Source organism: Chryseobacterium sp. CS3K3.1 (assembly GCF_059515165.1).
Map to the genome: position 1 here is coordinate 14,804 of NZ_JCAKRV010000018.1, position 21,262 is coordinate 36,065.

Here is a 21,262-nt window from a genome sequence, read left to right on the forward strand (position 1 = left end):
TGCAGTGTTTTTTTAGTTTTAATATTGTATGATGGTAGTGTTCTGGCAAGTATGCCTCTATCTCCAGGAGATTAAAATTTCCGGTCTGACACAAATTTACTATCTAATTGATAATAAATGATATTAAAATGCGGGATTTTTTTCTGTAAAAACCCAATAACATCATTAAGCTGTTCTTCAGATATTTCCTCTGCCTTTATTTTGAAACCTTTATTCAAATAACTTCCGAAGTAGAAGCCGTCTTTCATGACTTCAACTTCGTGATCTGAAATCTTTTTGAAACTGGAGTTTTCCAGATCTCTTTTCGATAAGGCATTAATAAGTCTGTGTTTTCCTAAATGATTGGTAACAATTCCCCATGAATATATAGGAAGTGCCACTTCAACATTTTTGATAGGGTAATCTTCCATTTTTGAAAGATAGCTTCTCAGAATATTTACATCCAGGATAGAATTCTTGTCAGAGTTTTCAAGAGGCGATGAAGTAGAGTAGCACATCAGATATACTTTTCCTACGGGAGGAATTCCGGTCTGCTTTTTATCTTTCACCTGATGAAGGCGAAGGGTACAGGTAATTTCTTTTCCGGAAATTCTTTTGAGTTCTTTCAGAAATTTAAAATAATCATTCCGTGTTCCCGCAGTCCAGTCACAGTCAATTTGAATTTCATTGCTGGTTTTCAGTTGATATTCTATTGCTTTCTTCTGAATTAAAAGATGAATGCTTTCTGCCAGAAATCTGATCTCTTCTGCAGAAATGCCCAGCAAGGTCTGATTGGTAATGAAAACCGTAGGAACAATCTGTTTGCCTGTCTGAAAACTTGGGTCTTTGGTGACTACTGCAACAGGTTGAAATTTCCCATTCACCTTATCTACATCAAAAAATCTGGTGTACAAATAAGGAATCGTAGCTTTATCCAGCGCTTTCTTTTCTGCATTATCAAGCTTCAGTTTGGTTTTCCAGTAATAAAACGTGTAAGGATGATTCTCTTTCCTGCTGCATGATGCAATAAGGAAAAGAAGAAATAGAAATAAAATTTTTAAATGTTTCATTGGTGTAAATCACCCTTCAAAATTAAAGATATTTTGGCAGAATATAAACCGTAAAATCCCGGTGATTAAAGGTAAGAAGCAAAAGAATATCGTATTTACGTATTATGACTTGTTCAAATACAGTAGATTGTATAACTATTCCCCTCCTCCGGAGGGGTGGCAAATTTATAATTTGACGGGGTGGTTTCCCAACAACAAGAAAACCACCCCTGATGGAGTGGCTTTCTCTCTATATTATTGTACTACTTAAAAAATTCGCTTTCGCAGGTACAGGTTTCTTTTTTGATGCTGTCAGAAGATGAGCAGCAGCCTTCGAGGCTTTTAACATTTCCCTTTTCATCGGTAAGGTAGATTTTATCTTTATCAAATTTCAGGAAAAACGTTTCCTCATATTTTTTAAAGACCACTTTCATGACCTTATTAGGAGCATATTTCCCTGCATTGATTTCTTCCGTGGTTTCTTCTCCGCTAGCCTGATTGATCTGGACATACCCAAAATATACATCACCATTATTTTTCACATCCAGATAATAATGAGGAGTACCGGTGCCGCTATATCCTTTCAGAATGTCAAAAGCTCTGTATCCGATAAAAGGAAGCTCTGTCTGCTGTGCCCACGTAAAAATACCGATACACAGAATCATTACACTGAAAAACTTTTTCATAGATATTTTTTTCAAATGTAAAAATTTTTATGCAAAAACATTCACCGTAAAAACACGGTTGTTTAAATGATGCGTTGTGTAAAATCTCTTTCACTGAAAGCAGGTGTGGATTTTGATTGGATAGGTAGCTTTTTATAACAATAAAACCACTCCTGAAAAGAAGTGGCTTTCTATAATTGAATTAAAATCAGATTAAAAAACTGTTGCCGCAAGCTGAATCCTTGCAAACTTATTCGATGGATTCCACATCGCCATCATGGTTACAGGAAGACTGTAATGATCAGTAATCTTAACTACCTTTCCGGCCTTTAGGCCTACATTTACGATGTCAAAGCTGTTTTTACCATTGCCATATAGAAACGTTTTATCATTGAGTGCGAATCCTGCTCCTACAAATGCATCCAGATTGATTTTCTGTCCCTTAATAACAGGATAGCTTGCCTGTACATAAGTGGAATATCTGTTCTTTTTGTAACTTCCATCAGCTTCCAGAATTACTTCTCCTGCATTGGCTCCTCCATACAGCATGATATCAGCCTCAATATTGATCGGGAATGATGGCCCGAAAGTATAGTTGGTCCTTAAATCAATAATATGGGCAGTTCTTCTCTGTGAATAACTGAAAATATCGTCCGCAGCCACTGCAGTATTGATGTTTCGGGAATTGTAAAGGTCCCATAGCCCAATATAAAAACGTCCGTCAGAATATTGAATATAATAATTGATCTCTTTATAATGGGTGTTGTCTTTATCATCCGCCAGTGCAGATGCTCCCCAGATTCCTACCTTCCATTTTTTCTCTGCATCCAGGGCATACGACAGGTTTCCCATTACAACAGGCTTATCAGTAATAATAAGGCCTCTCCATAAATGATTGTTCTGAATGTTGGCCGTAAAATCAAGTCTTCCTTCTTTCGATTCCGTGGTTTCAGCACTTTCCTGTGAAAATAGCTTTCCTGTCCCTAAAGCAAGAAAGAAGATCCCTTTTAAGATTTTTTTCATCATGTGTCTTATTTTAAAAATCCATATAATACTGCTGCGATAATCGCTCCGGTAACCGGACCTACTACAGGAATCCACGCATAGCCCCAGTCACTGCTTCCTTTTACAGGTAAGATGGCATGCATAATTCTTGGTGCAAGATCTCGTGCCGGGTTAATGGCATAGCCTGTAGTTCCTCCCAGAGATAAGCCTATTGCCCACACTACAAACGTAACAGGAATGGCTCCAATAGAACCCAATCCTACTTTGGCTGTTGGATCTGCCTGTAAAGAAATACTTGGATCTGCAAAGTAGAAGACACAGAATACCAGTACAAACGTCCCGATAATCTCACTGATAAGATTGGAAGATGTTTTTCTGATAGCCGGGCCTGTACTGAAACATGCCAGTTTTGCTCCTTCATCTTCCGTAATCGCAAAATGGTCTTTATGAAACAGCCATACCAGAAATGCACCCAGCATTCCTCCAATCATTTGCGCTGCAATATAAGAGGGAACCAGGTCCCATGAAAACTTTCCTGCAGTCGCAAGACCAATGGTTACAGCCGGATTCAGATGGGCCCCACTTATTGGCCCTGCAACGGTTACTCCAACAAATACGGCCAGTGCCCATGCGGTAGTAATAACAATCCATCCGGAATTATTTCCTTTCGTATCTTTTAAGACAACATTGGCTACAACACCGTTGCCTAACAATATAAGAAGCATCGTTCCGATAACTTCTGCAATAAATGGGGTCATATAAGTTTTTTTTGATGAGTGAGTTAATCTTCTATCCAGCTTTGAGCGCTTTTTACTGCTTTCTTCCAGAAGTGGGTCATTTTATCCACTTGTTCTCTGTTTAATTGAGGGTGGAAGTCTTTGTCTACAATCCATTGTTCCTGGATTTCGTCAATACTTTTCCAGTATCCTACTGCAAGCCCTGCAAGGTAGGCTGCACCAAGGGCGGTAGTTTCCAATGTTTTTGGTCTTGTTATTTTAAATCCGAATAAGTCAGACTGGATCTGCATCAGAAGATCACTTGCAGAAGCACCGCCGTCTACTCTTAATTCAAGACTCGCCCTTCCGGAATCGGCTTCCATTGCTTTTACAATATCATACACCTGAAAGGCTATTCCTTCCAATGTTGCTCTTGCGATGTGTGCATCAGTAGTTCCACGGGTAATTCCTACAATCGTTCCGCGGGCATACTGATCCCAGTAAGGAGCGCCAAGACCTGTCAGTGCAGGTACGAAGTAAACACCACCATTATCGGGTACAGAAGCTGCCAGTTTATTGATTTCATCAGAAGAATGAATAAGCTTAAGACCATCTCTTAGCCATTGAATAGCCGCACCTCCTACGAATACACTTCCTTCCAGAGCGTAGTTGACTTCTCCATTGATTTTCCAGGCTACTGTTGTAAGAAGGTTGTTCTTAGAAGAAACGGCTTCCGTTCCTGTGTTCATTAATAAGAAACATCCTGTTCCGTAAGTGTTTTTTACCATTCCCGGAGTGGTGCACATCTGTCCGAATAAAGCTGCCTGCTGATCGCCGGCAATACCCGCGATTGGAATTTTGGTAGAGAATAGAGTAGTAGCGGTCTCTCCGTATATCTCACTGCTTTGCTTTACTTCAGGAAGAATGTTTCTAGGAATGTCAAACAATTCTAATAAATCATTATCCCATTCTAAAGTATGAATATTCAGAAGCATTGTTCTGCTGGCATTGGAAACATCTGTGATAAACATTTTTCCGCGGGTAAGTTTCCATACAAGCCAGGTATCAACGGTTCCGAAGCATAATTTTCCTTCTTCGGCTTTCTGTCTTGCTCCTTCTACATGATCAAGAATCCATTTCAGCTTGGTCGCTGAAAAGTACGCATCCAGAACCAGTCCTGTTTTTTCTTTGATGGTTTCTGCATGTCCCTGTTCTTTCAGCTCGTCGCAGTATTTTGAAGTTCTCCTGTCTTGCCATACAATGGCATTGTAGATGGGTTCACCGGTTTCCTTATCCCAAACGATTGTAGTTTCACGTTGGTTGGTTATTCCGATGGCTGCAACTTCCAGTCCTGAGATTCCTGCCTTTGCAATAACTTCAGCTGCTACAGAGATCTGTGAAGACCAGATTTCGTTTGGATCGTGTTCTACCCAACCCGGAGTAGGAAATATTTGTCTGAAATCTTTTTGAGATACATATTCTATTTCTCCACTGTGATTGAAGAGAATCGCTCTGGAGGAAGTTGTTCCCTGGTCTAGAGCGAGAATTAGTTTTTCATTCATGTATATAATGCTAATTTAGGTTGATTATTTTAGGTGAATAAGGAGTCAGTAAATATCCTCTTGCCAGTTCAATGAATTCATTTTCCTGCTGCTGCGCCCATTCTTCAGAATATCCTTTTTCTTCAGCAATGATTCTTGCTACATTGTGTGCGCTGTCTATAGCAGCTCTGGCATCCAGGAATAATAAACGTACTCTTCTTGCCAGAATATCTTCAATGGTTTCTGCCATTTCTGCTCTTACAGCCCATACCACTTCTGCTACAGTGAAAGGGTGATCCGGGTGGATCTTCTGTGCGTAACGCGGATTGCTTTGTTGTAAGGCTTTGATAGCCGGAATATCAGATCCGTAAACATATAGGTGATTGGTTCTGTCTACCTGTTCCGGTTTTACATTTCCATGGATGGAAAGATGTTCTGTTTTAGATGGGCTGTTTCCCAATCTGTGAACTTTCATGGCTTCGTTTACGGTATCTTCTGCCATTTTACGGTAGGTAGTCCATTTCCCTCCGATAATAGAAACTAATCCGGTCTCTGAAGTAATGACTTTATGGCTTCTTGATACTTCTTTTGTACTTTTGCTTCCGTCTTTAGGAGCGGCAAGCGGACGAAGACCTGCGAAAACAGATTTTACATCTTCACGTGTCGGTTTTTTAGCTAAATATTGTCTCGCTGTATTCAATACAAAACTGATTTCCTCTTCCAGTGCACGAGGCTCAAAGCTTTCATCCTTCAGAAGGGTGTCTGTAGTTCCTACCAAAGCTCTGTCATGCCATGGAACAACAAATAACACTCTGCCGTCCGATGTTTTTGGAATCATGATGGCATCATCACTTTTCAGGAATGATTTATCCAGTACGAGGTGAATTCCCTGGCTTGGTACCACAAGTTTACCATGTTTAGGGTTGTTCATGTTCAGAATGTCATTTGTAAACACACCTGTTGCATTGATCACTACTTTACCATGGATCTGATATTGTTGTTTAGAAAACTGGTCTTCTGCAACTACACCGATTATTTTATCCGAATCATCTTTCAAAAGGTTGATTACTTTAACATAGTTGACAGCACTTCCGCCTTTTTCAATAATAGTCTGGGTAAGGTTGATCGCAAGTCTGGCATCGTCAAACTGTCCGTCCTGGTAAACAACTCCACTCATTAAGTGATTTTGTTCAATAGTGGGAAGCTTTTCGATGGTTTTTGATTTGCTGATGTATTTCGTTTTACCTAAGCTCAATTTTCCGGCAAGAAAATCATAAACAGATAGTCCTATCTTATAATAGATTCCTCCCCACCAGGTATAGTTAGGAATAATAAAAGACTGATTTTTTACAATATGTGCTGCGTTCTTTGCTAAGAGTCCTCTTTCTTTTAATGCTTCTTTTACCAATCCGACATCTCCCTGAGCGAGATATCTAACTCCGCCGTGTACCAATTTGGTACTTCTGCTGGATGTTGCTTTTGCGAAGTCATGAGATTCAAGCAATAAAGTTTTGAATCCCCTGCTTACCGCATCTAATGCTGAACCTAAACCACTGGCTCCTCCTCCTATGACAATAAAGTCCCATTCTTTTACATTGGTTAACTTACTGAGTTCTTCGTTTCGTTTCATAAATGTTTCGTTTATGTTTCGTTTTCAAATATATAAATTAAAAATGAAAGCAAAAAGAAAATAAATGAAATTTTAAAATATCGGAAAAAATCGGTAATTTTGATGAAACGAATAAAATGGAAAAGCTATTACCAAGGCAGGATGAAATACTTAAAGAGCTGGATGAGAAAGGGCATGTACTTGTTCAGGATCTGTGCGAAAAGCTCAATGTTTCTTCAGTTACGATCCGAAAGGATCTTAACTATCTCGAAAGCCTGGGGCTTCTTTTCAGGAATCATGGAGGAGCAAGTAAGCAGGTAAGATATGCTTACGAGAAAAACGTCGGGGAGAAAGAAAACATCAATGTGGAAGCGAAGCAGATTATTGCCAAAGCGGCATTATCACTGATTCAGGAAAATGACTGTATTATATTGGCGTCCGGAACAACGATGCATTATCTTGCCAGAATGCTTGTGAATTTCAATTCGCTTACTGTTTTAACGTCCTCATTGAGGGTGGCTATTGAGCTTTGTAACAATCCTAATATTAATGTGATCCAACTGGGAGGGGAGGTGAGGAAAAGTTCAACTTCAATTGTAGGATCCATTTCGGAAGGAATTCTCAAACAGTTTTCCTGTAATAAACTTTTTCTGGGGGTAGACGGTATTGATCTTGAATTTGGAATCAGTACCTCCAATGCCGCAGAGGCTCATCTTAATCAGGTTATGATTGAGTGTGCGGATAAGACAGTTGTTTTGGCAGATTCGTCCAAACTGAATAAGAAGGGGTTTGGTAAAATCGCCTCATTGGACGAAGTAGATTATCTGATCACAGATAATGGTATCGGTAAAGAAGACCGGTCCGCGTTGGAAGAGAGAGGGGTTACGGTTATTGTAAAATAGGCTGTATTCGGCTTAATCAAATAGTTAAAAATAGAGACCGTCTGACTTCAGGCAGTCTCTATTTTAAAATAGAAATCATTTGACTTATACTTTCCAGAAAAATCTCTTTTTGTTTTTTCTTTCCGCTCCAAGCACAGTGTAGAATTTAATGGCTCTTGTATTAAAATCCGGGGTTTGCCATTGAATTATGGAGCAGCCTTCTTCTTGTGAGTGGCTTTTTATTAATTCCATTATTTGTTTTCCTGTTCCGTTTCCCCTTACATTCTCTTTTAGGAATAAGCAGTCAACATACATATAGTAACCTGCGTCCCAGGTGGAGAACTGTTTGAAAAATGTTGCATATCCTGATATTTCAGTATCAGATTCTGCAACCAGACATTTTATGTGGGAATCCGGATCCAGGAGGTATTTAGCGAGCTGTACCTTTTTGTTTTCTTCGTTAAAAAAGTTTCTTTCGTAGTGCGCATGGTCTTTACACAATTCAATAATGGAACTTATGTCTTTTTCTTCGGCGAATCTTATCTTCATATCTTTTTGTTGATGGATTAGCAGGCGCATACAAAAGTGGAACCATTGGTAGGGTCTGTTCCTTCTGTGGCATAGCCATCAAATTTCCACCATTCAATTCCTCCTATTAATTCCATAACCTTAAATCCTAATTGGGTCATTTTTAAAGCCCCTTTTGTGGAAGCATTACAGCCTATCCCGTCGCAGTAGCAGACATATATTTTTGACTTGTCAAGGTGCCGGGTGCTTTCTTCTGTCATTTCGCGATGCGGCAGATTAATTGCAGATGGGATGTGCTCTTTGCTGTAGCCATCTGGTTTTCTTGTATCTACTGCTATATACTCTGTACTGTTTTGAAATACATCATATAAATCTGAAGGATCCATTTCATACATTAATTTTTTCTGGTAGAATTCAATTTGTTCTTGCATACTGTTAAATTGTTTGTAGTGCAAAGCTATGATTGGGTTTATTCTTTTCCTAAGATTGAAATTGAATGTTCTGCAGTGTTAAATGAAATATTTTCAGATAGTGTTTTTTGTTATATGATTAACTTTGCGCTATGGAAATCAAGTTTTTAAAACTTATTAAAACAATTGCGGAGGAAGGGAGTATTGCAGGTTCTTCTGAAAAACTTTTTTTGACACAGTCAGCATTAAGCCATCAGCTTAAAGATCTGGAAATCCAGCTCGGGTTTAAAGTGTTTTACAGGGCAAGGAACAAATGGGAGCTTACTGAGGAGGGAAGTGTGCTTTACAAAACTGCATGTACGGTAATAGATAGTATCGGGAATGGTCTGAATGAGATTCAGCAGATAAGAGCCGGAGCGGCGGGTACCATAAAAATCAGTACAGAATGCTACTCATTCTATCAGGGACTGCCGTTATTTATTCAGAAAATGAAAGTATTATATCCGGAGATTGAAGTGGATCTGGTATTGGAAGCGACTCATAAGCCTGTGGAAAAAATCATATCCAATGAAATTGATATTGCAGTGGTCACTTCAAAACCTGCCGGTAATAATGAATTGATCTGCATTGAGATTTTTGAGGATGAAGTTTTTGCAGTAATTCATCAGGAAAACCTTTTAAATGATACTGAATATCTTAGTGCTGAGGATTTTCGGGATGCTCATTTAATCATTCATTCTTTTCCTTTAGAAACCGTTTCTGTTTACGATCGGTTCCTTAATCCTAGCGGAATGATGCCTGTGAAGATTTCAGCAGTTCCGTTAACAGAAGTTACTTTGGAAATGGTGCAGGCCAATATGGGGATTACCTGTATGCCGAAATGGGCATTGCATTCATTCAGGCTGTCTGATGAGCTGAAATTTAAAAAAATCGGAAGTAAGGGTTTAAAAAGAAAACATTATCTGGTAATAAGAAAATCGGATGCCGGAAAAAAATATATTAATGACTTTCTTTTGAACTTCAAAGAATATTTTCAAAATTTTGGATAGTTTTTTTTCTGAAACTGCTAAATGATTAAAAATCAAAATATTTTAGTCGAAATATTTGTCAGTTACAAAATTATTCATAAATTTGCACACTCATTTTAGGGGCGTAGTATGCCTATATCAAAAGTAGAAATTACTTCAGACTTCCGAAAAATGGGGATAAATAAAGGATAAATTTTATTATAATATAAACAATGTCAGGTATTATTGGTAAAAAAATCGGTATGACATCTTTGTTTAACGAAGAAGGAAAAAACATTCCTTGTACAGTTATCCAAGCTGGTCCATGCTCGGTTTTACAGGTCAGAACCTTAGAAAAAGACGGTTATAAAGCTGTTCAGTTAGGTTTCGATGACAAGAGTGAGAAGAACGTTGGTAAAGCGTTAGCTGGTCATTTTAAAAAGGCTGGTTCTGCTCCTAAAGCTAAATTAGTTGAATTCTACAGAGAATTCGTTGATGAAGTAAAAGTAGGAGAAGAAGTAAAAGTTGATTTATTCGCTGAAGGTGAATATGTTGACGTAACAGGAACTTCAAAAGGTAAAGGCTTCCAGGGTGTTGTTAAGAGACACGGATTTGGAGGTGTAATGCAGGCAACTCATGGTCAGCACAACAGACTTAGAGCTCCAGGTTCTATCGGTGCTGGTTCAGACCCTTCAAGAGTATTCAAAGGGATGAGAATGGCTGGAAGAATGGGAGGTAAGCAGGTAACTGTTCAAAACCTTCAAGTGTTAAAAGTTGATCAAGAACAAAATCTTTTAGTAGTAAAAGGTGCTGTTCCGGGAGCTAAAAATTCTTATGTAATTATCAGAAAATGGAACTAGTAGTATTAAATACATCAGGAAAAGAGACCGGAAGAAAAGTAACTCTAGACGAAACAGTATTCGGAATTGAGCCAAATCAGCACGCGGTTTACTTAGAAGTTAAACAGTATCTTGCTGCTCAAAGACAAGGTACTCATAAAGCAAAAGAAAGAAGCGAAATTACTGCTTCTACTAAAAAGCTTAAGAAGCAAAAAGGATCAGGATCTGCTAGATACGGTGATATCAAATCTCCAGTATTCAGAGGTGGAGGTAGAGTATTCGGACCAAAACCAAGAGACTACAGATTCAAATTGAACAAAGCTCTTAAGAGATTGGCTAAGAAATCTGTTTTATCTCAAAAAATGAGAGACAACAGCATTAAAGTTTTAGAAGATGTGAGCTTTGACGCTCCTAAGACTAAAGATTTCATCAATGTATTAAATGCATTGGAACTTAACGGTAAAAAATCTTTATTCGTTCTTCCTGAAGCTAACAAGAATGTGTATTTATCTTCAAGAAACTTACCTAAAACTAAAGTAATGAACTTCAACGAGATCAGTTCTTACGATTTAGTAAACGCTGGTGAGATCATTTTCTTCGAAGGTGCAGTTGAAAAATTCCAGGAAAATTTAAAGAAATAAATCATGTCAGTTATTATTAAACCAGTTATTTCAGAAAAGGCTAATTACCTTACAGATTTAAGAGGTTCTTATTCTTTCTTAGTGAATCCTAAGGCGAATAAAATCGAGATCAAAAAAGCTGTTGAAGCAGCTTACGGTGTAAAAGTAGCAGACGTTAACACAATGATTTATGCTCCGAAGGTTTCTTCAAAATACACTAAAAAAGGTCTTCAAGTAGGAAAGACAAATAAATTGAAAAAAGCGGTAATCAAACTTGCTGAAGGTGAGGTTATCGATATTTTTGCTGTAAATTAATTATTAATTATAAATAATAGTAATGTCTGTTAGAAAATTAAAACCTATCACCCCGGGACAGAGATTCAGAATTGTAAACAATTTTGAGGAAATTACTACCAACAAACCAGAGAAATCTCTAACAGTTGGTATTAAAAAGTCAGGTGGACGTAACCAAACAGGTAAAATGACCATGCGTTACACCGGAGGTGGACACAAAAAGAAATACAGAATTATTGACTTCAAAAGAAACAAAGCAAACGTTGAAGCCACTGTAAAATCTGTAGAATACGATCCAAACAGAACTGCATTTATCGCTTTATTAGAGTACGCAGACGGAGAGAAGAGATATATCATCGCTCCAAACGGTATCAAAGTTGATCAGAAAGTAGTATCAGGAGAAAGCGTTGAACCAAATGTAGGTAACGCAATGAAATTGAAAAACATTCCATTGGGTACTGTAATCTCTTGTGTTGAAATGAAGCCTGGACAAGGTGCAATTTTAGCAAGAAGTGCTGGTTCTTCAGCTCAATTAACTTCAAGAGATGGTAAATATGCAATCATCAAGTTACCTTCAGGAGAATCAAGAATGATCCTTACTGAATGTATGGCAATGATTGGTTCTGTTTCCAACTCAGATCACCAATTAACTGTATCAGGTAAGGCTGGTAGAAGCAGATGGTTAGGTAGAAGACCAAGAACAAGAGCGGTTGTAATGAACCCAGTAGATCACCCAATGGGTGGTGGTGAAGGACGTTCTTCAGGAGGTCACCCAAGATCTAGAAACGGTAAACCGGCTAAAGGTTACAAAACTAGAAAGAAAAACAAAGTGTCTAACCGTTACATCGTATCTAAAAGAAAATAATTATGGCAAGATCACTTAAAAAAGGACCGTTCATTCATCATACTTTAGATAAGAAGGTTCAGGCAAATATAGAGTCTGGTAAGAAGACAGTTATCAAAACTTGGTCTAGAGCATCTATGATCTCTCCGGACTTCGTAGGACAAACTATTGCTGTACACAACGGGAAATCTTTTATCCCGGTTTACGTTACAGAAAACATGGTTGGTCACAAGTTAGGCGAATTTTCTCCAACAAGATCTTTCAGAGGTCATGGTGGTAACAAAAACAAAGGAAGCAGATAATCATGGGATCAAGAAAACAAGATAGTTCAATCGCAAGAAAAGAAGCTAACAAAGACGTTGTAAAAGCTTCATTAAATAATTGCCCGTCTTCTCCAAGAAAAATGAGATTAGTTGCTGATATCATTAGAGGAGAGCAGGTAGACAAAGCACTTTATATCCTAAAATATTCTAAGAAGGATGCTTCTAACAAGTTAGAGAAATTACTTCTTTCTGCTATGGCTAACTGGCAAGTGAAAAACGAAGGTGCTGACATCGAGGAAGCAAACCTTATCGTTAAAGAAATATTTGTGGATAGTGCAAGACAATTGAAGAGACTAAGACCAGCTCCACAAGGTAGAGGGTATAGAATCAGAAAAAGATCTAACCACGTTACATTAATCTTAGGTAACAAAGAAAATTAATCAAGGTATGGGACAGAAGACAAATCCAATTGGTAACAGATTAGGTATCATCAGAGGATGGGATTCTAACTGGTTTGGTGGAAACGATTATGGAGACAGAATCGCTGAAGACTACAAAATCAGAAGATACCTTGAAGCTAGATTATCTAAAGGTGGTATTTCAAAAATTTATATTGAAAGAACTTTAAAATTAGTTACAGTAACTATTACTACTGCTAGACCGGGACTTATCATCGGTAAAGGAGGTCAGGAAGTTGATAAATTGAAAGAAGAGTTGAAGAAATTGACTGGTAAGGATATTCAAATCAACATTTTCGAAATCAAAAGACCTGAATTAGATGCTGTACTAGTTGCTGATAGTATTTCTAAGCAAATTGAAAACAGAATTTCTTACAGAAGAGCTGTTAAAATGGCAATGGCAAGTACTATGAGAATGGGTGCTGAAGGTATCAAAGTTCAAATCTCTGGTAGATTAAACGGAGCTGAAATGGCAAGATCAGAATCTTTCAAAGAAGGAAGAATTCCATTGTCAACTTTCAGAGCTGATATCGATTACCACTGGGCAGAAGCTCACACTACTTACGGTAGACTAGGGGTAAAAGTTTGGATCATGAAAGGTGAAGTTTACGGTAAAAGAGAACTTTCTCCACTAGTGGGACAACAGAAAAAAGGAGGTCAGTCAGACAGAGGAAACAGAGGAGGAGACAGAGACAACAGAAGACCTAGAAAAAACAACAACAATAACAATAATAATTAAAATTTTAGATTAGAAATTTTGAATTTTAAATTACCGTTACTTTTTTAAAATTAAAAAAAATCTAAAATCTAAAATCTAAAATCTAAAATTTAGAAATTATGTTACAACCAAAAAGAACCAAATTCCGTAGAGTTCATAAGATGAAGATGAAGGGGAATGCCCAAAGAGGTAGTCAACTTGCTTACGGAACTTTTGGGATCAAAGCAACGGAAGGAGCTTGGATCACTGCAAGACAGATTGAAGCAGCTCGTATCGCTGCGACAAGATATATGAAGAGAGAAGGTCAACTATGGATCAAAATCTTCCCGGATAAGCCAATTACTAAAAAACCAGCGGAAGTACGTATGGGTAAAGGTAAAGGTGCTGTTGAATACTGGGTAGCTGTAGTAAAACCAGGTAAAATTATGTTCGAAGTTGGAGGAGTTCCTTACGAAATTGCGAAAGAAGCTCTTAGACTTGCTGCACAAAAATTACCAGTAGTTACTAAATTCATCGTTGCTAACGATTTTGTTAAACCTCTATAATCTTTGAATACAATGAAAAATGCTGATATTAAAAATTTAAGCGCGGGTGATATTCAAGCTCAATTAACTGAAGCAAAAGCTCAATATTCTAAATTGAAATTGGCTCATGCAATCAGCCCAATTGAAAACCCGATTCAAATCAGAGATTTGAGAAAAACAATCGCAAGACTAAACACTGAGTTAACTAACAAACAATAATTTCATTTTACAATGGATAGAAATTTAAGAAAAGAAAGAATCGGAGTGGTTTCCAGCAATAAAATGGAAAAAACTATTGTTGTTAGTGAAACTACAAGAGTAAAGCACCCGATGTACGGTAAATTCGTTTTGAAAACGAAAAAATATACTGCACACGACGAGAACAACGAATGCACAGAAGGTGATACAGTTTTGATCCAGGAAACTAGACCTTTGAGCAAGAGCAAGAGATGGAGATTAGTAAGAATCATTGAAAAAGCTAAGTAATAATGTTACAAACAGAATCAAGATTAAAAGTTGCTGATAACACAGGTGCTAAAGAAGTACTAGTGATCAGAGTTCTGGGAGGAACCAGAAGAAGATATGCTTCAGTTGGTGATAAAATCGTTGTTACGATCAAGGATTCTACGCCATCTGGAAACGCTAAAAAAGGTCAGGTATCTAAAGCTGTAGTAGTAAGAACTAAGAAAGCAGTAAGAAGAAAAGATGGTTCATACATCAAATTCGACGACAATGCTTGTGTATTACTAAACGCAGCGGGAGAAATGAGAGGAACGCGTGTTTTCGGACCAGTTGCTCGTGAGTTGAGAGACAAAGAATATATGAAAATCATTTCATTAGCTCCTGAAGTACTTTAATTTTAAAAATTTTTAAAAGAAATGTCAAAGTTAAAAATAAAAAGAGGAGATAACGTAATCATTACTACTGGTAAGAAAGATATCAAAGGTAAGACTGGTGAAGTTATTGAAGTGATCAAGAAAGAAGGTAGAGACCCAAGAGTAATCGTTGCAGGACTTAACATCGTTAAAAAACACGTTAAGCCTTCAGCTTCTAATCCTCAAGGAGGAATTACTGAGAAGGAAGCTTCTATTCATATCTCAAACGTAGCTTTAGTTGGTAAAGACGGAAAAGCTATCAAAATCGGTTACAAAATCGAAGGAGATAAGAAAGTAAGAATTAACAAAAAAACGGGTGAAACTTTATAATTTGAATTAACATGGAATATATAGCAAGACCCAAAAAAGCATATAAAGAGACAATTGTTCCTGCAATGATGGAAGAATTCGGGTATAAGTCAGTAATGCAAGTACCTAAATTAGAGAAAATCGTTGTATCACAAGGTTTAGGTGATGCTACTGCAGACAAAAAAATCATTGATTATGCTGTAGAAGAGCTTACAAATATCACAGGTCAAAAGGCTGTTGGTACAATCTCTAAGAAAGACGAAGCTGCTTTCAAATTGAGAAAAGGTATGCCTGTAGGTGCAAAAGTTACTTTAAGAGGAAACCAGATGTATGAATTCTTAGACAGACTTACTGCTTCTGCTTTACCACGTATCAGAGATTTCTCTGGTATCAAAGCTGATGGTTTCGATGGTAGAGGTAACTACAACTTAGGTATTACTGAGCAGATTATCTTCCCTGAAATCGTAATTGACAAAGTGAAAAAAATCCAAGGGATGGACATCACTTTCGTTACTACTGCGAAAACAGATAAAGAAGCTAAAGCATTATTAACTCACTTCGGTTTACCATTTAAAAAGAACTAAGAAATGGCTAAAGAATCAATGAAAGCGCGTGAGCGCAAAAGAGAAGCACTAGTTGCTAAATACGCTGCTAAAAGACAAGCTCTTAAAGAAGCTGGTGATTACGAAGGACTTCAAAAATTGCCTAAAAATGCTTCTCCTGTAAGATTACACAACAGATGTAAACTAACAGGTAGACCAAGAGGATACATGAGAACGTTCGGTATTTCCAGAGTAACTTTCAGAGAAATGGCAAACAACGGTCTTATCCCAGGTGTAAGAAAAGCTAGTTGGTAATTATTACTAATTAAAAATCGGGACAATTAAGTTGTTCAGATACTAAAGATAAAAATATCAGACCGAAGATTTCTGAAGTCTGATATTTTACTCTTCAAGTCTTTGCAAAACTGATTGTTCTTTAACCAATAATTTATAAAAGAAAAATGGTAACAGATCCAATTTCAGATTTCCTAACAAGAGTAAGGAACGCACAAAGCGCAGGCCACAAAGTGGTGGAAATTCCTGCATCGAAAATCAAAAAGGAGATTACTAAGATCTTATTTGATCAAGGGTATATCTTAAACTACAAGTTTGAAGATAACGCTGTTCAAGGAGTGATCAAAATCGCTTTAAAGTATGATAAGCAAACTAACAAACCGGCTATCAAGTCTATTCAAAGAGCTTCTAGACCAGGTTTGAGACAGTACAAAGGTTCAGCTGAGCTTCCAAGAGTACTAAACGGTTTGGGTATTTCTATCATCTCTACTTCTAAAGGAGTAATGACTGACAAGAAAGCTAGAGAAGAGAAAGTAGGCGGTGAAGTAATCTGCTATGTTTATTAATTTTTAATCAGAGGAAAATGTCAAGAATTGGTAAAGCAATTATAACAATTCCAGCAGGAGTTACAATCACTGAAAACAACGGTGTAGTAACTGTAAAAGGAGCTAAAGGAGAGCTTTCTCAGGAGCTTACTGCAGGAATTACTATAGAACAAAAAGATGGTGAACTTAACGTAAACAGACCATCTGATTCTAAACAACACAAAGCGCTTCACGGTTTATACAGAGCGTTAATCAACAACATGATTGTTGGTGTAAGTGCAGGTTTCGAAAAGAAACTTGAACTAGTAGGGGTAGGATATAGAGCTTCACACGCAGGTCAAAAACTTGAGTTGGCTTTAGGATTCTCTCACGGTATCGTATTAGAACTTCCAAGTGAAGTAAAAGTGGATACATTGACTGAAAAAGGTAAAAACCCAATTATTACTTTAACGTCTCACGACAACCAACTTCTAGGAATGGTAGCTGCAAAGATCCGTTCTTTCAGAAAGCCTGAGCCATACAAAGGAAAAGGTGTAAGATTCGTAGGAGAAATTGTTAGACGTAAAGCTGGTAAATCTGCTTAATAAATTATAAGTATTATGGCATTAAGTAAATTAGAAAAAAGAATAAGAATCAAAAGAAGAGTAAGAGGGAAAATCTCTGGATCTTCTGAATTGCCAAGATTATCTGTATACAAAAGTAATAAGGAAATTTACGCTCAGTTAATCGACGATAAAAATGGTAAAACTTTAGTTTCAGCTTCTTCAAGAGAGAAAGGTGTAGACGCTAAAGGGACTAAGACTGAAGTTTCTGCTGCTGTTGGTAAAGCTATCGCTGCTAAAGCTATCGCTGCAGGAATCGAAAGTATTGTATTTGACAGAAACGGATTCGTATACCACGGTAGAGTAAAAGCTCTTGCTGATGGTGCAAGAGAAGGAGGACTTAAATTCTAATCATTAAATTTCGGAAAATATGTTAGGACTAGATAATATAGAAAGAGTAAAACCGGGAGGATTAGAATTAAAAGATCGTCTCGTAGCTGTTAACAGAGTAACAAAAGTAACAAAAGGAGGTAGAGCTTTCGGATTTTCTGCTATTGTTGTAGTAGGTAACGAAGAAGGTGTTATCGGTTTCGGTTTAGGAAAATCTAAAGAGGTTGCTTCTGCAATTGCTAAAGCAGTTGAAGACGCTAAGAAAAACCTTGTGAAAGTTCCTGTAATGAACCATACTATCCCTCACCAAACTACTGCTAGATACGGTGGTGCAGATATCTTCCTAAGACCTGCTTCTCACGGTACAGGATTGATCGCCGGAGGTGCGGTAAGAGCGGTATTGGAATCTGCTGGTATTCACGATATCCTTTCAAAATCTAAAGGATCTTCTAACCCTCACAACGTAGTGAAAGCTACTTTCAAAGCGTTATTAGACATCAGAAGACCTGAAGAGATCGCTAGAATGAGAGGAATTTCTCTAAGTAAAGTGTTTAACGGTTAATAATTAAAACAATGGCAACAATTAAAGTAAAGCAAGTAAGAAGCGCTATTGGTAGAACAAAAACCCAAAAGAGAACGCTTGAAGCATTAGGATTAAAAAAACTTCACCAAGTTGTAGAACACGAAGCTACTCCTTCTATCTTAGGAATGATCGCTGCAGTAAGCCACTTACTTGAAGTTCAAAAATAATTTTATAAAAGAGAAATTAAAATGAATTTAAATAACATAAAACCTGCTGCAGGATCTACTTTCAACTCAAAGAGAATTGGTAGAGGTCAAGGTAGTGGAAAAGGAGGTACTTCAACAAAAGGACACAAAGGTCAGAAAGCTAGAGCTGGTTATTCTCAAAAAATCGGTTTCGAAGGTGGACAGATGCCTTTACAAAGAAGATTACCTAAATTCGGATTCAAAAACGTAAACAGAAAAGAGTTTAGAGGAGTTAACCTTGATACTATCCAGACTTTAATCGAGAACAAATCCATCACCGGAGATATCACGAAAGAAGTTTTAGTAGCAAACGGGATAATTTCTAAAAACGAATTAGTGAAAATTATGGGTAGAGGAGAATTGAAATCTGCGGTTTCAATCTCTGCTGACAAATTCACTAAATCTGCTGAAGAGCTTATTGCTAAAGCAGGTGGAAAAGCAATTACCTTATAATACTTACTAATGAAAGAATTTATACAAACACTTAAAAATATTTGGAGTCTTAAAGAACTTAGAGATAAAATTCTCTTTACTTTAGGGATTATCCTTGTGTATAGATTCGCATCTTATATCTCGCTTCCTGCAATTAACCTTGCAGAGGTGGGAGATCTCTTAGAGCATTATAAAAATCAAGGCGGTAACAAGCAAGGAGCAGGTCTCCTTGGCTTGCTTTCGTCGTTTACGGGGGGAGCTTTCAGCCACGCTTCCGTAATGGCGTTGGGAATCATGCCTTATATTTCTGCTTCTATTATTGTTCAGTTGATGGGGATGGCTATTCCTTATCTTCAGAAGCTTCAGAAAGATGGAGAGTCAGGTAGAAATACATTGAACCAAATTACAAGATGGTTAACAATTGGAGTTTGTCTGGTACAGGCACCTTCTTACTTAACTTCTATTACTCAATTATTCTTACCATATGCTCAGTTCCAGTCTGCATACTATGTAGAGCCAAATTCAATCATGTTCTGGTTGCCAAGTATTGTTATTTTGGTTGCCGGTTCAGTATTCGCAATGTGGCTGGGTGAAAAGATTACCGATAAAGGAATCGGAAATGGTATCTCTATCCTTATTATGGTGGGGATCCTTTCAAGATTACCTGAGGCATTCGTACAGGAGATGGCCGTGCAGAACGGAAAAGGAGGAATGGGATCTATCATGATCCTTATTGAAGTATTATTCTGGATGTTGGTAGTTCTTTTAGCAGTAATCTTATCAGTAGCTGTTAGAAAAATTCCAATTCAGTATGTAAGCAGAGCTCAAGCAAGAGGAGGTGTAAACAGAAATCTTATGCAGGGAGCAAGACAATGGATTCCATTGAAAGTAAATGCTGCTGGTGTAATGCCGATTATCTTTGCCCAGGCATTGATGTTCGTACCAGGATTATTAACAAAATTCGATGAGTCTAACACTTTTCTTGCAGGTTTCAAGAATGTTTTTAGCTGGCAGTACAACGTATTGTTTGCGCTATTAATTATTATCTTCTCATTTTTCTATACTGCGATTACAATTCCGGTAAACCAGATGGCTGATGACTTGAAGAGAAATGGAGGTTTAGTACCGAAAGTAAGACCCGGTAAAGAGACCGCTGATTATTTAGATGATATTTTATCAAAAATTACCTTGCCAGGTGCAATTTTTTTATCTATCTTTGCAGTCCTTCCAGCAATTGTGCATGGAAGCTTTGTTCAGACAGATGCGTTTGCCCTATTTTTCGGGGGAACATCATTATTAATTATGGTGGGTGTAATTTTAGATACAGTTCAACAGATTAATACTTATCTGCTGAACCATCATTATGATGGCTTAATGCAGTCTAAATTATCAAGAACGACTGGATATTAATTTATGGCAAAACAAAAACATATTGAACAAGATGGCGTGATCGTGGAAGCACTTTCTAACGCCATGTTCCGTGTAGAGCTGGAAAATGGGCATATCCTTATTGCTCATATCTCCGGCAAAATGAGAATGCATTATATTAAACTTTTACCTGGAGATAAGGTAAAACTAGAAATGTCTCCCTATGATTTAACAAAAGGGAGGATCACATTTAGATATTAAAACAATTAGCCAAATGGAATACCCATTCCATTTGGCATTTGTAAAAAATAAATACTATCAAAATGAAAGTAAGAGCATCAATTAAAAAAAGAAGCGCTGATTGCAAAATCGTACGCAGAAAAGGTGTACTATTCGTAATCAACAAGAAGAACCCAAAATTTAAACAAAGACAAGGTTAACATTAAATTATGGCGAGAATTGCAGGTATTGATTTACCAAAAAACAAAAGAGGTGTTATCGGTTTAACTTACATCTATGGAGTAGGAAGAAGTACTTCTTCTGAAATCCTTAAAGCTGCCGGTATCAGCGAAGACAAGAAAGTCAACGAATGGAATGACGATGAATTGGCTGCAATCAGAACATATATCTCTGAAAACGTAAAAGTAGAAGGAGAATTGAGATCTGAAGTGCAATTGAACATCAAGAGATTGATGGACATAGGATGCCAACGAGGAATACGTCACAGACTTGGATTACCTTTAAGAGGCCAGAGAACGAAAAACAACTCTAGAACACGTAAAGGGAAGAGAAAAACTGTTGCTAACAAGAAAAAAGCTAGTAAATAATCGTTAGGAATTATGGCAAAACAAACTAAAGTAGTTAAGAAAAGAAAAGTAAAAGTTGAAGCTATTGGTGAAGCTCATATTCAGGCTTCTTTCAATAACATCATCATTTCTTTAACAAATAAAAACGGAGAGGTTATCTCTTGGGCTTCTGCCGGTAAAATGGGTTTCAGAGGTTCTAAAAAGAATACTCCATTTGCTGCTCAGATGGCAGCTGAAAATTGCTCTGCTGTAGCTCACGAAGCTGGTTTAAGAAGAGTAAAGGTGTTTGTGAAAGGTCCAGGTGCAGGTAGAGAATCTGCTATCAGATCTATCCACAATTCAGGAATTGAAGTTAGCGAAATCATTGATGTGACTCCTATGCCACACAATGGATGTAGACCACCAAAAAGAAGAAGAGTTTAATTTTTAGAATTTACCCAT

35 protein-coding genes are annotated in these 21,262 nt (G+C 37.4%); 27 read left to right on the forward strand and 8 right to left on the reverse strand.

The genetic code is table 11. From position 1 onward, the window contains the following. Positions 1-71: 71 nt before the first annotated feature. The 6 genes from AC5YGI_RS16300 to AC5YGI_RS16325 form a co-directional block, all read right to left on the reverse strand. Positions 72-1,049 carry a hypothetical protein gene (locus tag AC5YGI_RS16300; RefSeq protein ID WP_496169000.1) on the reverse strand — a complete coding sequence of 326 codons (978 nt, stop codon included), beginning with the start codon at positions 1,047-1,049 and terminating at the stop codon, positions 72-74. Positions 1,050-1,291: 242 nt separating this feature from the next. Further along, on the reverse strand, positions 1,292-1,714 hold the full coding sequence (locus AC5YGI_RS16305) for a hypothetical protein (RefSeq protein WP_496169001.1): 423 nt from the start codon (positions 1,712-1,714) through the stop codon (positions 1,292-1,294). A gap of 192 nt (positions 1,715-1,906) precedes the next feature. After that, positions 1,907-2,719 (reverse strand): hypothetical protein, encoded by an 813-nt coding sequence (locus AC5YGI_RS16310; protein WP_496169002.1) that lies wholly within the window; start codon positions 2,717-2,719, stop codon positions 1,907-1,909. Positions 2,720-2,724: 5 nt separating this feature from the next. Then, positions 2,725-3,456 carry an MIP/aquaporin family protein gene (locus tag AC5YGI_RS16315; protein WP_330745106.1) on the reverse strand — a complete coding sequence of 244 codons (732 nt, stop codon included), beginning with the start codon at positions 3,454-3,456 and terminating at the stop codon, positions 2,725-2,727. Positions 3,457-3,479: 23 nt separating this feature from the next. Next, on the reverse strand, positions 3,480-4,976 hold the full coding sequence (gene glpK, locus AC5YGI_RS16320; RefSeq protein WP_330745107.1) for a glycerol kinase GlpK: 1,497 nt from the start codon (positions 4,974-4,976) through the stop codon (positions 3,480-3,482). Positions 4,977-4,986: 10 nt separating this feature from the next. Then, the gene (locus AC5YGI_RS16325) at positions 4,987-6,585 is read right to left on the reverse strand and encodes a glycerol-3-phosphate dehydrogenase/oxidase (RefSeq protein WP_330745108.1); all 1,599 of its coding nucleotides are present in this window, start codon (positions 6,583-6,585) and stop codon (positions 4,987-4,989) included. Positions 6,586-6,701: 116 nt separating this feature from the next. On the opposite strand from AC5YGI_RS16325, the gene AC5YGI_RS16330 reads away from it, so the two are divergent. Continuing rightward, positions 6,702-7,466 (forward strand): DeoR/GlpR family DNA-binding transcription regulator, encoded by a 765-nt coding sequence (locus AC5YGI_RS16330; protein ID WP_330745109.1) that lies wholly within the window; start codon positions 6,702-6,704, stop codon positions 7,464-7,466. 84 nt (positions 7,467-7,550) lie between these two features. Here the strand turns inward: AC5YGI_RS16330 and AC5YGI_RS16335 are convergent, their stop codons facing one another. Continuing rightward, positions 7,551-7,994: a GNAT family N-acetyltransferase gene (locus tag AC5YGI_RS16335; RefSeq protein WP_330745110.1), complete on the reverse strand. Its 444-nt coding sequence runs from the start codon at positions 7,992-7,994 to the stop codon at positions 7,551-7,553. A 17-nt stretch (positions 7,995-8,011) separates the two neighbouring features. After that, positions 8,012-8,404: a rhodanese-like domain-containing protein gene (locus AC5YGI_RS16340; RefSeq protein ID WP_330745111.1), complete on the reverse strand. Its 393-nt coding sequence runs from the start codon at positions 8,402-8,404 to the stop codon at positions 8,012-8,014. A gap of 131 nt (positions 8,405-8,535) precedes the next feature. On the opposite strand from AC5YGI_RS16340, the gene AC5YGI_RS16345 reads away from it, so the two are divergent. The 26 genes from AC5YGI_RS16345 (at position 8,536) to rpsK (ending at position 21,244) form a co-directional block, all read left to right on the forward strand. Then, positions 8,536-9,432 (forward strand): LysR family transcriptional regulator, encoded by an 897-nt coding sequence (locus AC5YGI_RS16345; protein ID WP_330745112.1) that lies wholly within the window; start codon positions 8,536-8,538, stop codon positions 9,430-9,432. A 191-nt stretch (positions 9,433-9,623) separates the two neighbouring features. After that, positions 9,624-10,250: a 50S ribosomal protein L3 gene (rplC, locus tag AC5YGI_RS16350; RefSeq protein ID WP_002983195.1), complete on the forward strand. Its 627-nt coding sequence runs from the start codon at positions 9,624-9,626 to the stop codon at positions 10,248-10,250. Beyond that, positions 10,241-10,870: a 50S ribosomal protein L4 gene (gene rplD, locus AC5YGI_RS16355; protein WP_034694672.1), complete on the forward strand. Its 630-nt coding sequence runs from the start codon at positions 10,241-10,243 to the stop codon at positions 10,868-10,870. Before rplC ends, rplD begins: the two co-directional genes overlap by 10 nt. 3 nt (positions 10,871-10,873) lie before the next feature. Further along, entirely contained in the window at positions 10,874-11,164 is a 291-nt protein-coding gene (gene rplW, locus AC5YGI_RS16360; protein WP_002983204.1) for a 50S ribosomal protein L23, read from the forward strand. A 22-nt stretch (positions 11,165-11,186) separates the two neighbouring features. Further along, positions 11,187-12,008, forward strand: coding sequence for a 50S ribosomal protein L2 (rplB, locus tag AC5YGI_RS16365; protein WP_027381305.1), 822 nt, complete (start codon positions 11,187-11,189; stop codon positions 12,006-12,008). 2 nt (positions 12,009-12,010) lie between these two features. Beyond that, positions 12,011-12,289: a 30S ribosomal protein S19 gene (gene rpsS, locus AC5YGI_RS16370; protein WP_002983209.1), complete on the forward strand. Its 279-nt coding sequence runs from the start codon at positions 12,011-12,013 to the stop codon at positions 12,287-12,289. A gap of 2 nt (positions 12,290-12,291) precedes the next feature. Beyond that, entirely contained in the window at positions 12,292-12,690 is a 399-nt protein-coding gene (gene rplV / locus AC5YGI_RS16375; protein WP_002983214.1) for a 50S ribosomal protein L22, read from the forward strand. Between the two features lie 7 nt (positions 12,691-12,697). Continuing rightward, complete coding sequence (gene rpsC / locus AC5YGI_RS16380; RefSeq protein ID WP_034694675.1) at positions 12,698-13,447, forward strand: 30S ribosomal protein S3; 750 nt, start codon at positions 12,698-12,700, stop codon at positions 13,445-13,447. Between the two features lie 98 nt (positions 13,448-13,545). Next, entirely contained in the window at positions 13,546-13,971 is a 426-nt protein-coding gene (gene rplP, locus AC5YGI_RS16385; RefSeq protein ID WP_034694677.1) for a 50S ribosomal protein L16, read from the forward strand. 12 nt (positions 13,972-13,983) lie between these two features. Then, positions 13,984-14,169, forward strand: a complete 186-nt coding sequence (gene rpmC, locus AC5YGI_RS16390) for a 50S ribosomal protein L29 (protein ID WP_034694678.1) — start codon at positions 13,984-13,986, stop codon at positions 14,167-14,169. A gap of 12 nt (positions 14,170-14,181) precedes the next feature. After that, positions 14,182-14,436 (forward strand): 30S ribosomal protein S17, encoded by a 255-nt coding sequence (rpsQ, locus tag AC5YGI_RS16395; protein ID WP_027371715.1) that lies wholly within the window; start codon positions 14,182-14,184, stop codon positions 14,434-14,436. Between the two features lie 2 nt (positions 14,437-14,438). Further along, complete coding sequence (gene rplN / locus AC5YGI_RS16400) at positions 14,439-14,807, forward strand: 50S ribosomal protein L14 (protein ID WP_002983226.1); 369 nt, start codon at positions 14,439-14,441, stop codon at positions 14,805-14,807. 21 nt (positions 14,808-14,828) lie between these two features. Continuing rightward, entirely contained in the window at positions 14,829-15,155 is a 327-nt protein-coding gene (rplX, locus tag AC5YGI_RS16405) for a 50S ribosomal protein L24 (RefSeq protein ID WP_047427597.1), read from the forward strand. 11 nt (positions 15,156-15,166) lie between these two features. Further along, entirely contained in the window at positions 15,167-15,718 is a 552-nt protein-coding gene (rplE, locus tag AC5YGI_RS16410) for a 50S ribosomal protein L5 (protein WP_034694682.1), read from the forward strand. Between the two features lie 3 nt (positions 15,719-15,721). Then, complete coding sequence (gene rpsN / locus AC5YGI_RS16415; protein ID WP_002983233.1) at positions 15,722-15,991, forward strand: 30S ribosomal protein S14; 270 nt, start codon at positions 15,722-15,724, stop codon at positions 15,989-15,991. Between the two features lie 146 nt (positions 15,992-16,137). Continuing rightward, positions 16,138-16,536, forward strand: a complete 399-nt coding sequence (gene rpsH, locus AC5YGI_RS16420; RefSeq protein WP_002983236.1) for a 30S ribosomal protein S8 — start codon at positions 16,138-16,140, stop codon at positions 16,534-16,536. Positions 16,537-16,553: 17 nt separating this feature from the next. Beyond that, the gene (rplF, locus tag AC5YGI_RS16425; protein WP_110008552.1) at positions 16,554-17,099 is read left to right on the forward strand and encodes a 50S ribosomal protein L6; all 546 of its coding nucleotides are present in this window, start codon (positions 16,554-16,556) and stop codon (positions 17,097-17,099) included. 15 nt (positions 17,100-17,114) lie between these two features. Further along, the gene (gene rplR, locus AC5YGI_RS16430; protein WP_002983242.1) at positions 17,115-17,468 is read left to right on the forward strand and encodes a 50S ribosomal protein L18; all 354 of its coding nucleotides are present in this window, start codon (positions 17,115-17,117) and stop codon (positions 17,466-17,468) included. A gap of 19 nt (positions 17,469-17,487) precedes the next feature. Then, positions 17,488-18,009: a 30S ribosomal protein S5 gene (rpsE, locus tag AC5YGI_RS16435; protein WP_002983245.1), complete on the forward strand. Its 522-nt coding sequence runs from the start codon at positions 17,488-17,490 to the stop codon at positions 18,007-18,009. 11 nt (positions 18,010-18,020) lie between these two features. Beyond that, positions 18,021-18,197 carry a 50S ribosomal protein L30 gene (gene rpmD, locus AC5YGI_RS16440; protein ID WP_029297759.1) on the forward strand — a complete coding sequence of 59 codons (177 nt, stop codon included), beginning with the start codon at positions 18,021-18,023 and terminating at the stop codon, positions 18,195-18,197. A gap of 21 nt (positions 18,198-18,218) precedes the next feature. After that, positions 18,219-18,668 carry a 50S ribosomal protein L15 gene (gene rplO, locus AC5YGI_RS16445; protein WP_110008553.1) on the forward strand — a complete coding sequence of 150 codons (450 nt, stop codon included), beginning with the start codon at positions 18,219-18,221 and terminating at the stop codon, positions 18,666-18,668. 9 nt (positions 18,669-18,677) lie between these two features. Then, the gene (gene secY, locus AC5YGI_RS16450; RefSeq protein ID WP_002983253.1) at positions 18,678-20,057 is read left to right on the forward strand and encodes a preprotein translocase subunit SecY; all 1,380 of its coding nucleotides are present in this window, start codon (positions 18,678-18,680) and stop codon (positions 20,055-20,057) included. Between the two features lie 3 nt (positions 20,058-20,060). Further along, positions 20,061-20,276, forward strand: coding sequence for a translation initiation factor IF-1 (gene infA / locus AC5YGI_RS16455; protein ID WP_002983257.1), 216 nt, complete (start codon positions 20,061-20,063; stop codon positions 20,274-20,276). A 62-nt stretch (positions 20,277-20,338) separates the two neighbouring features. Next, entirely contained in the window at positions 20,339-20,455 is a 117-nt protein-coding gene (rpmJ, locus tag AC5YGI_RS16460) for a 50S ribosomal protein L36 (protein WP_007839480.1), read from the forward strand. A gap of 9 nt (positions 20,456-20,464) precedes the next feature. After that, positions 20,465-20,842, forward strand: coding sequence for a 30S ribosomal protein S13 (gene rpsM / locus AC5YGI_RS16465; protein WP_002983260.1), 378 nt, complete (start codon positions 20,465-20,467; stop codon positions 20,840-20,842). Positions 20,843-20,854: 12 nt separating this feature from the next. Further along, complete coding sequence (gene rpsK / locus AC5YGI_RS16470) at positions 20,855-21,244, forward strand: 30S ribosomal protein S11 (protein WP_002983263.1); 390 nt, start codon at positions 20,855-20,857, stop codon at positions 21,242-21,244. Positions 21,245-21,262: the final 18 nt, after the last annotated feature.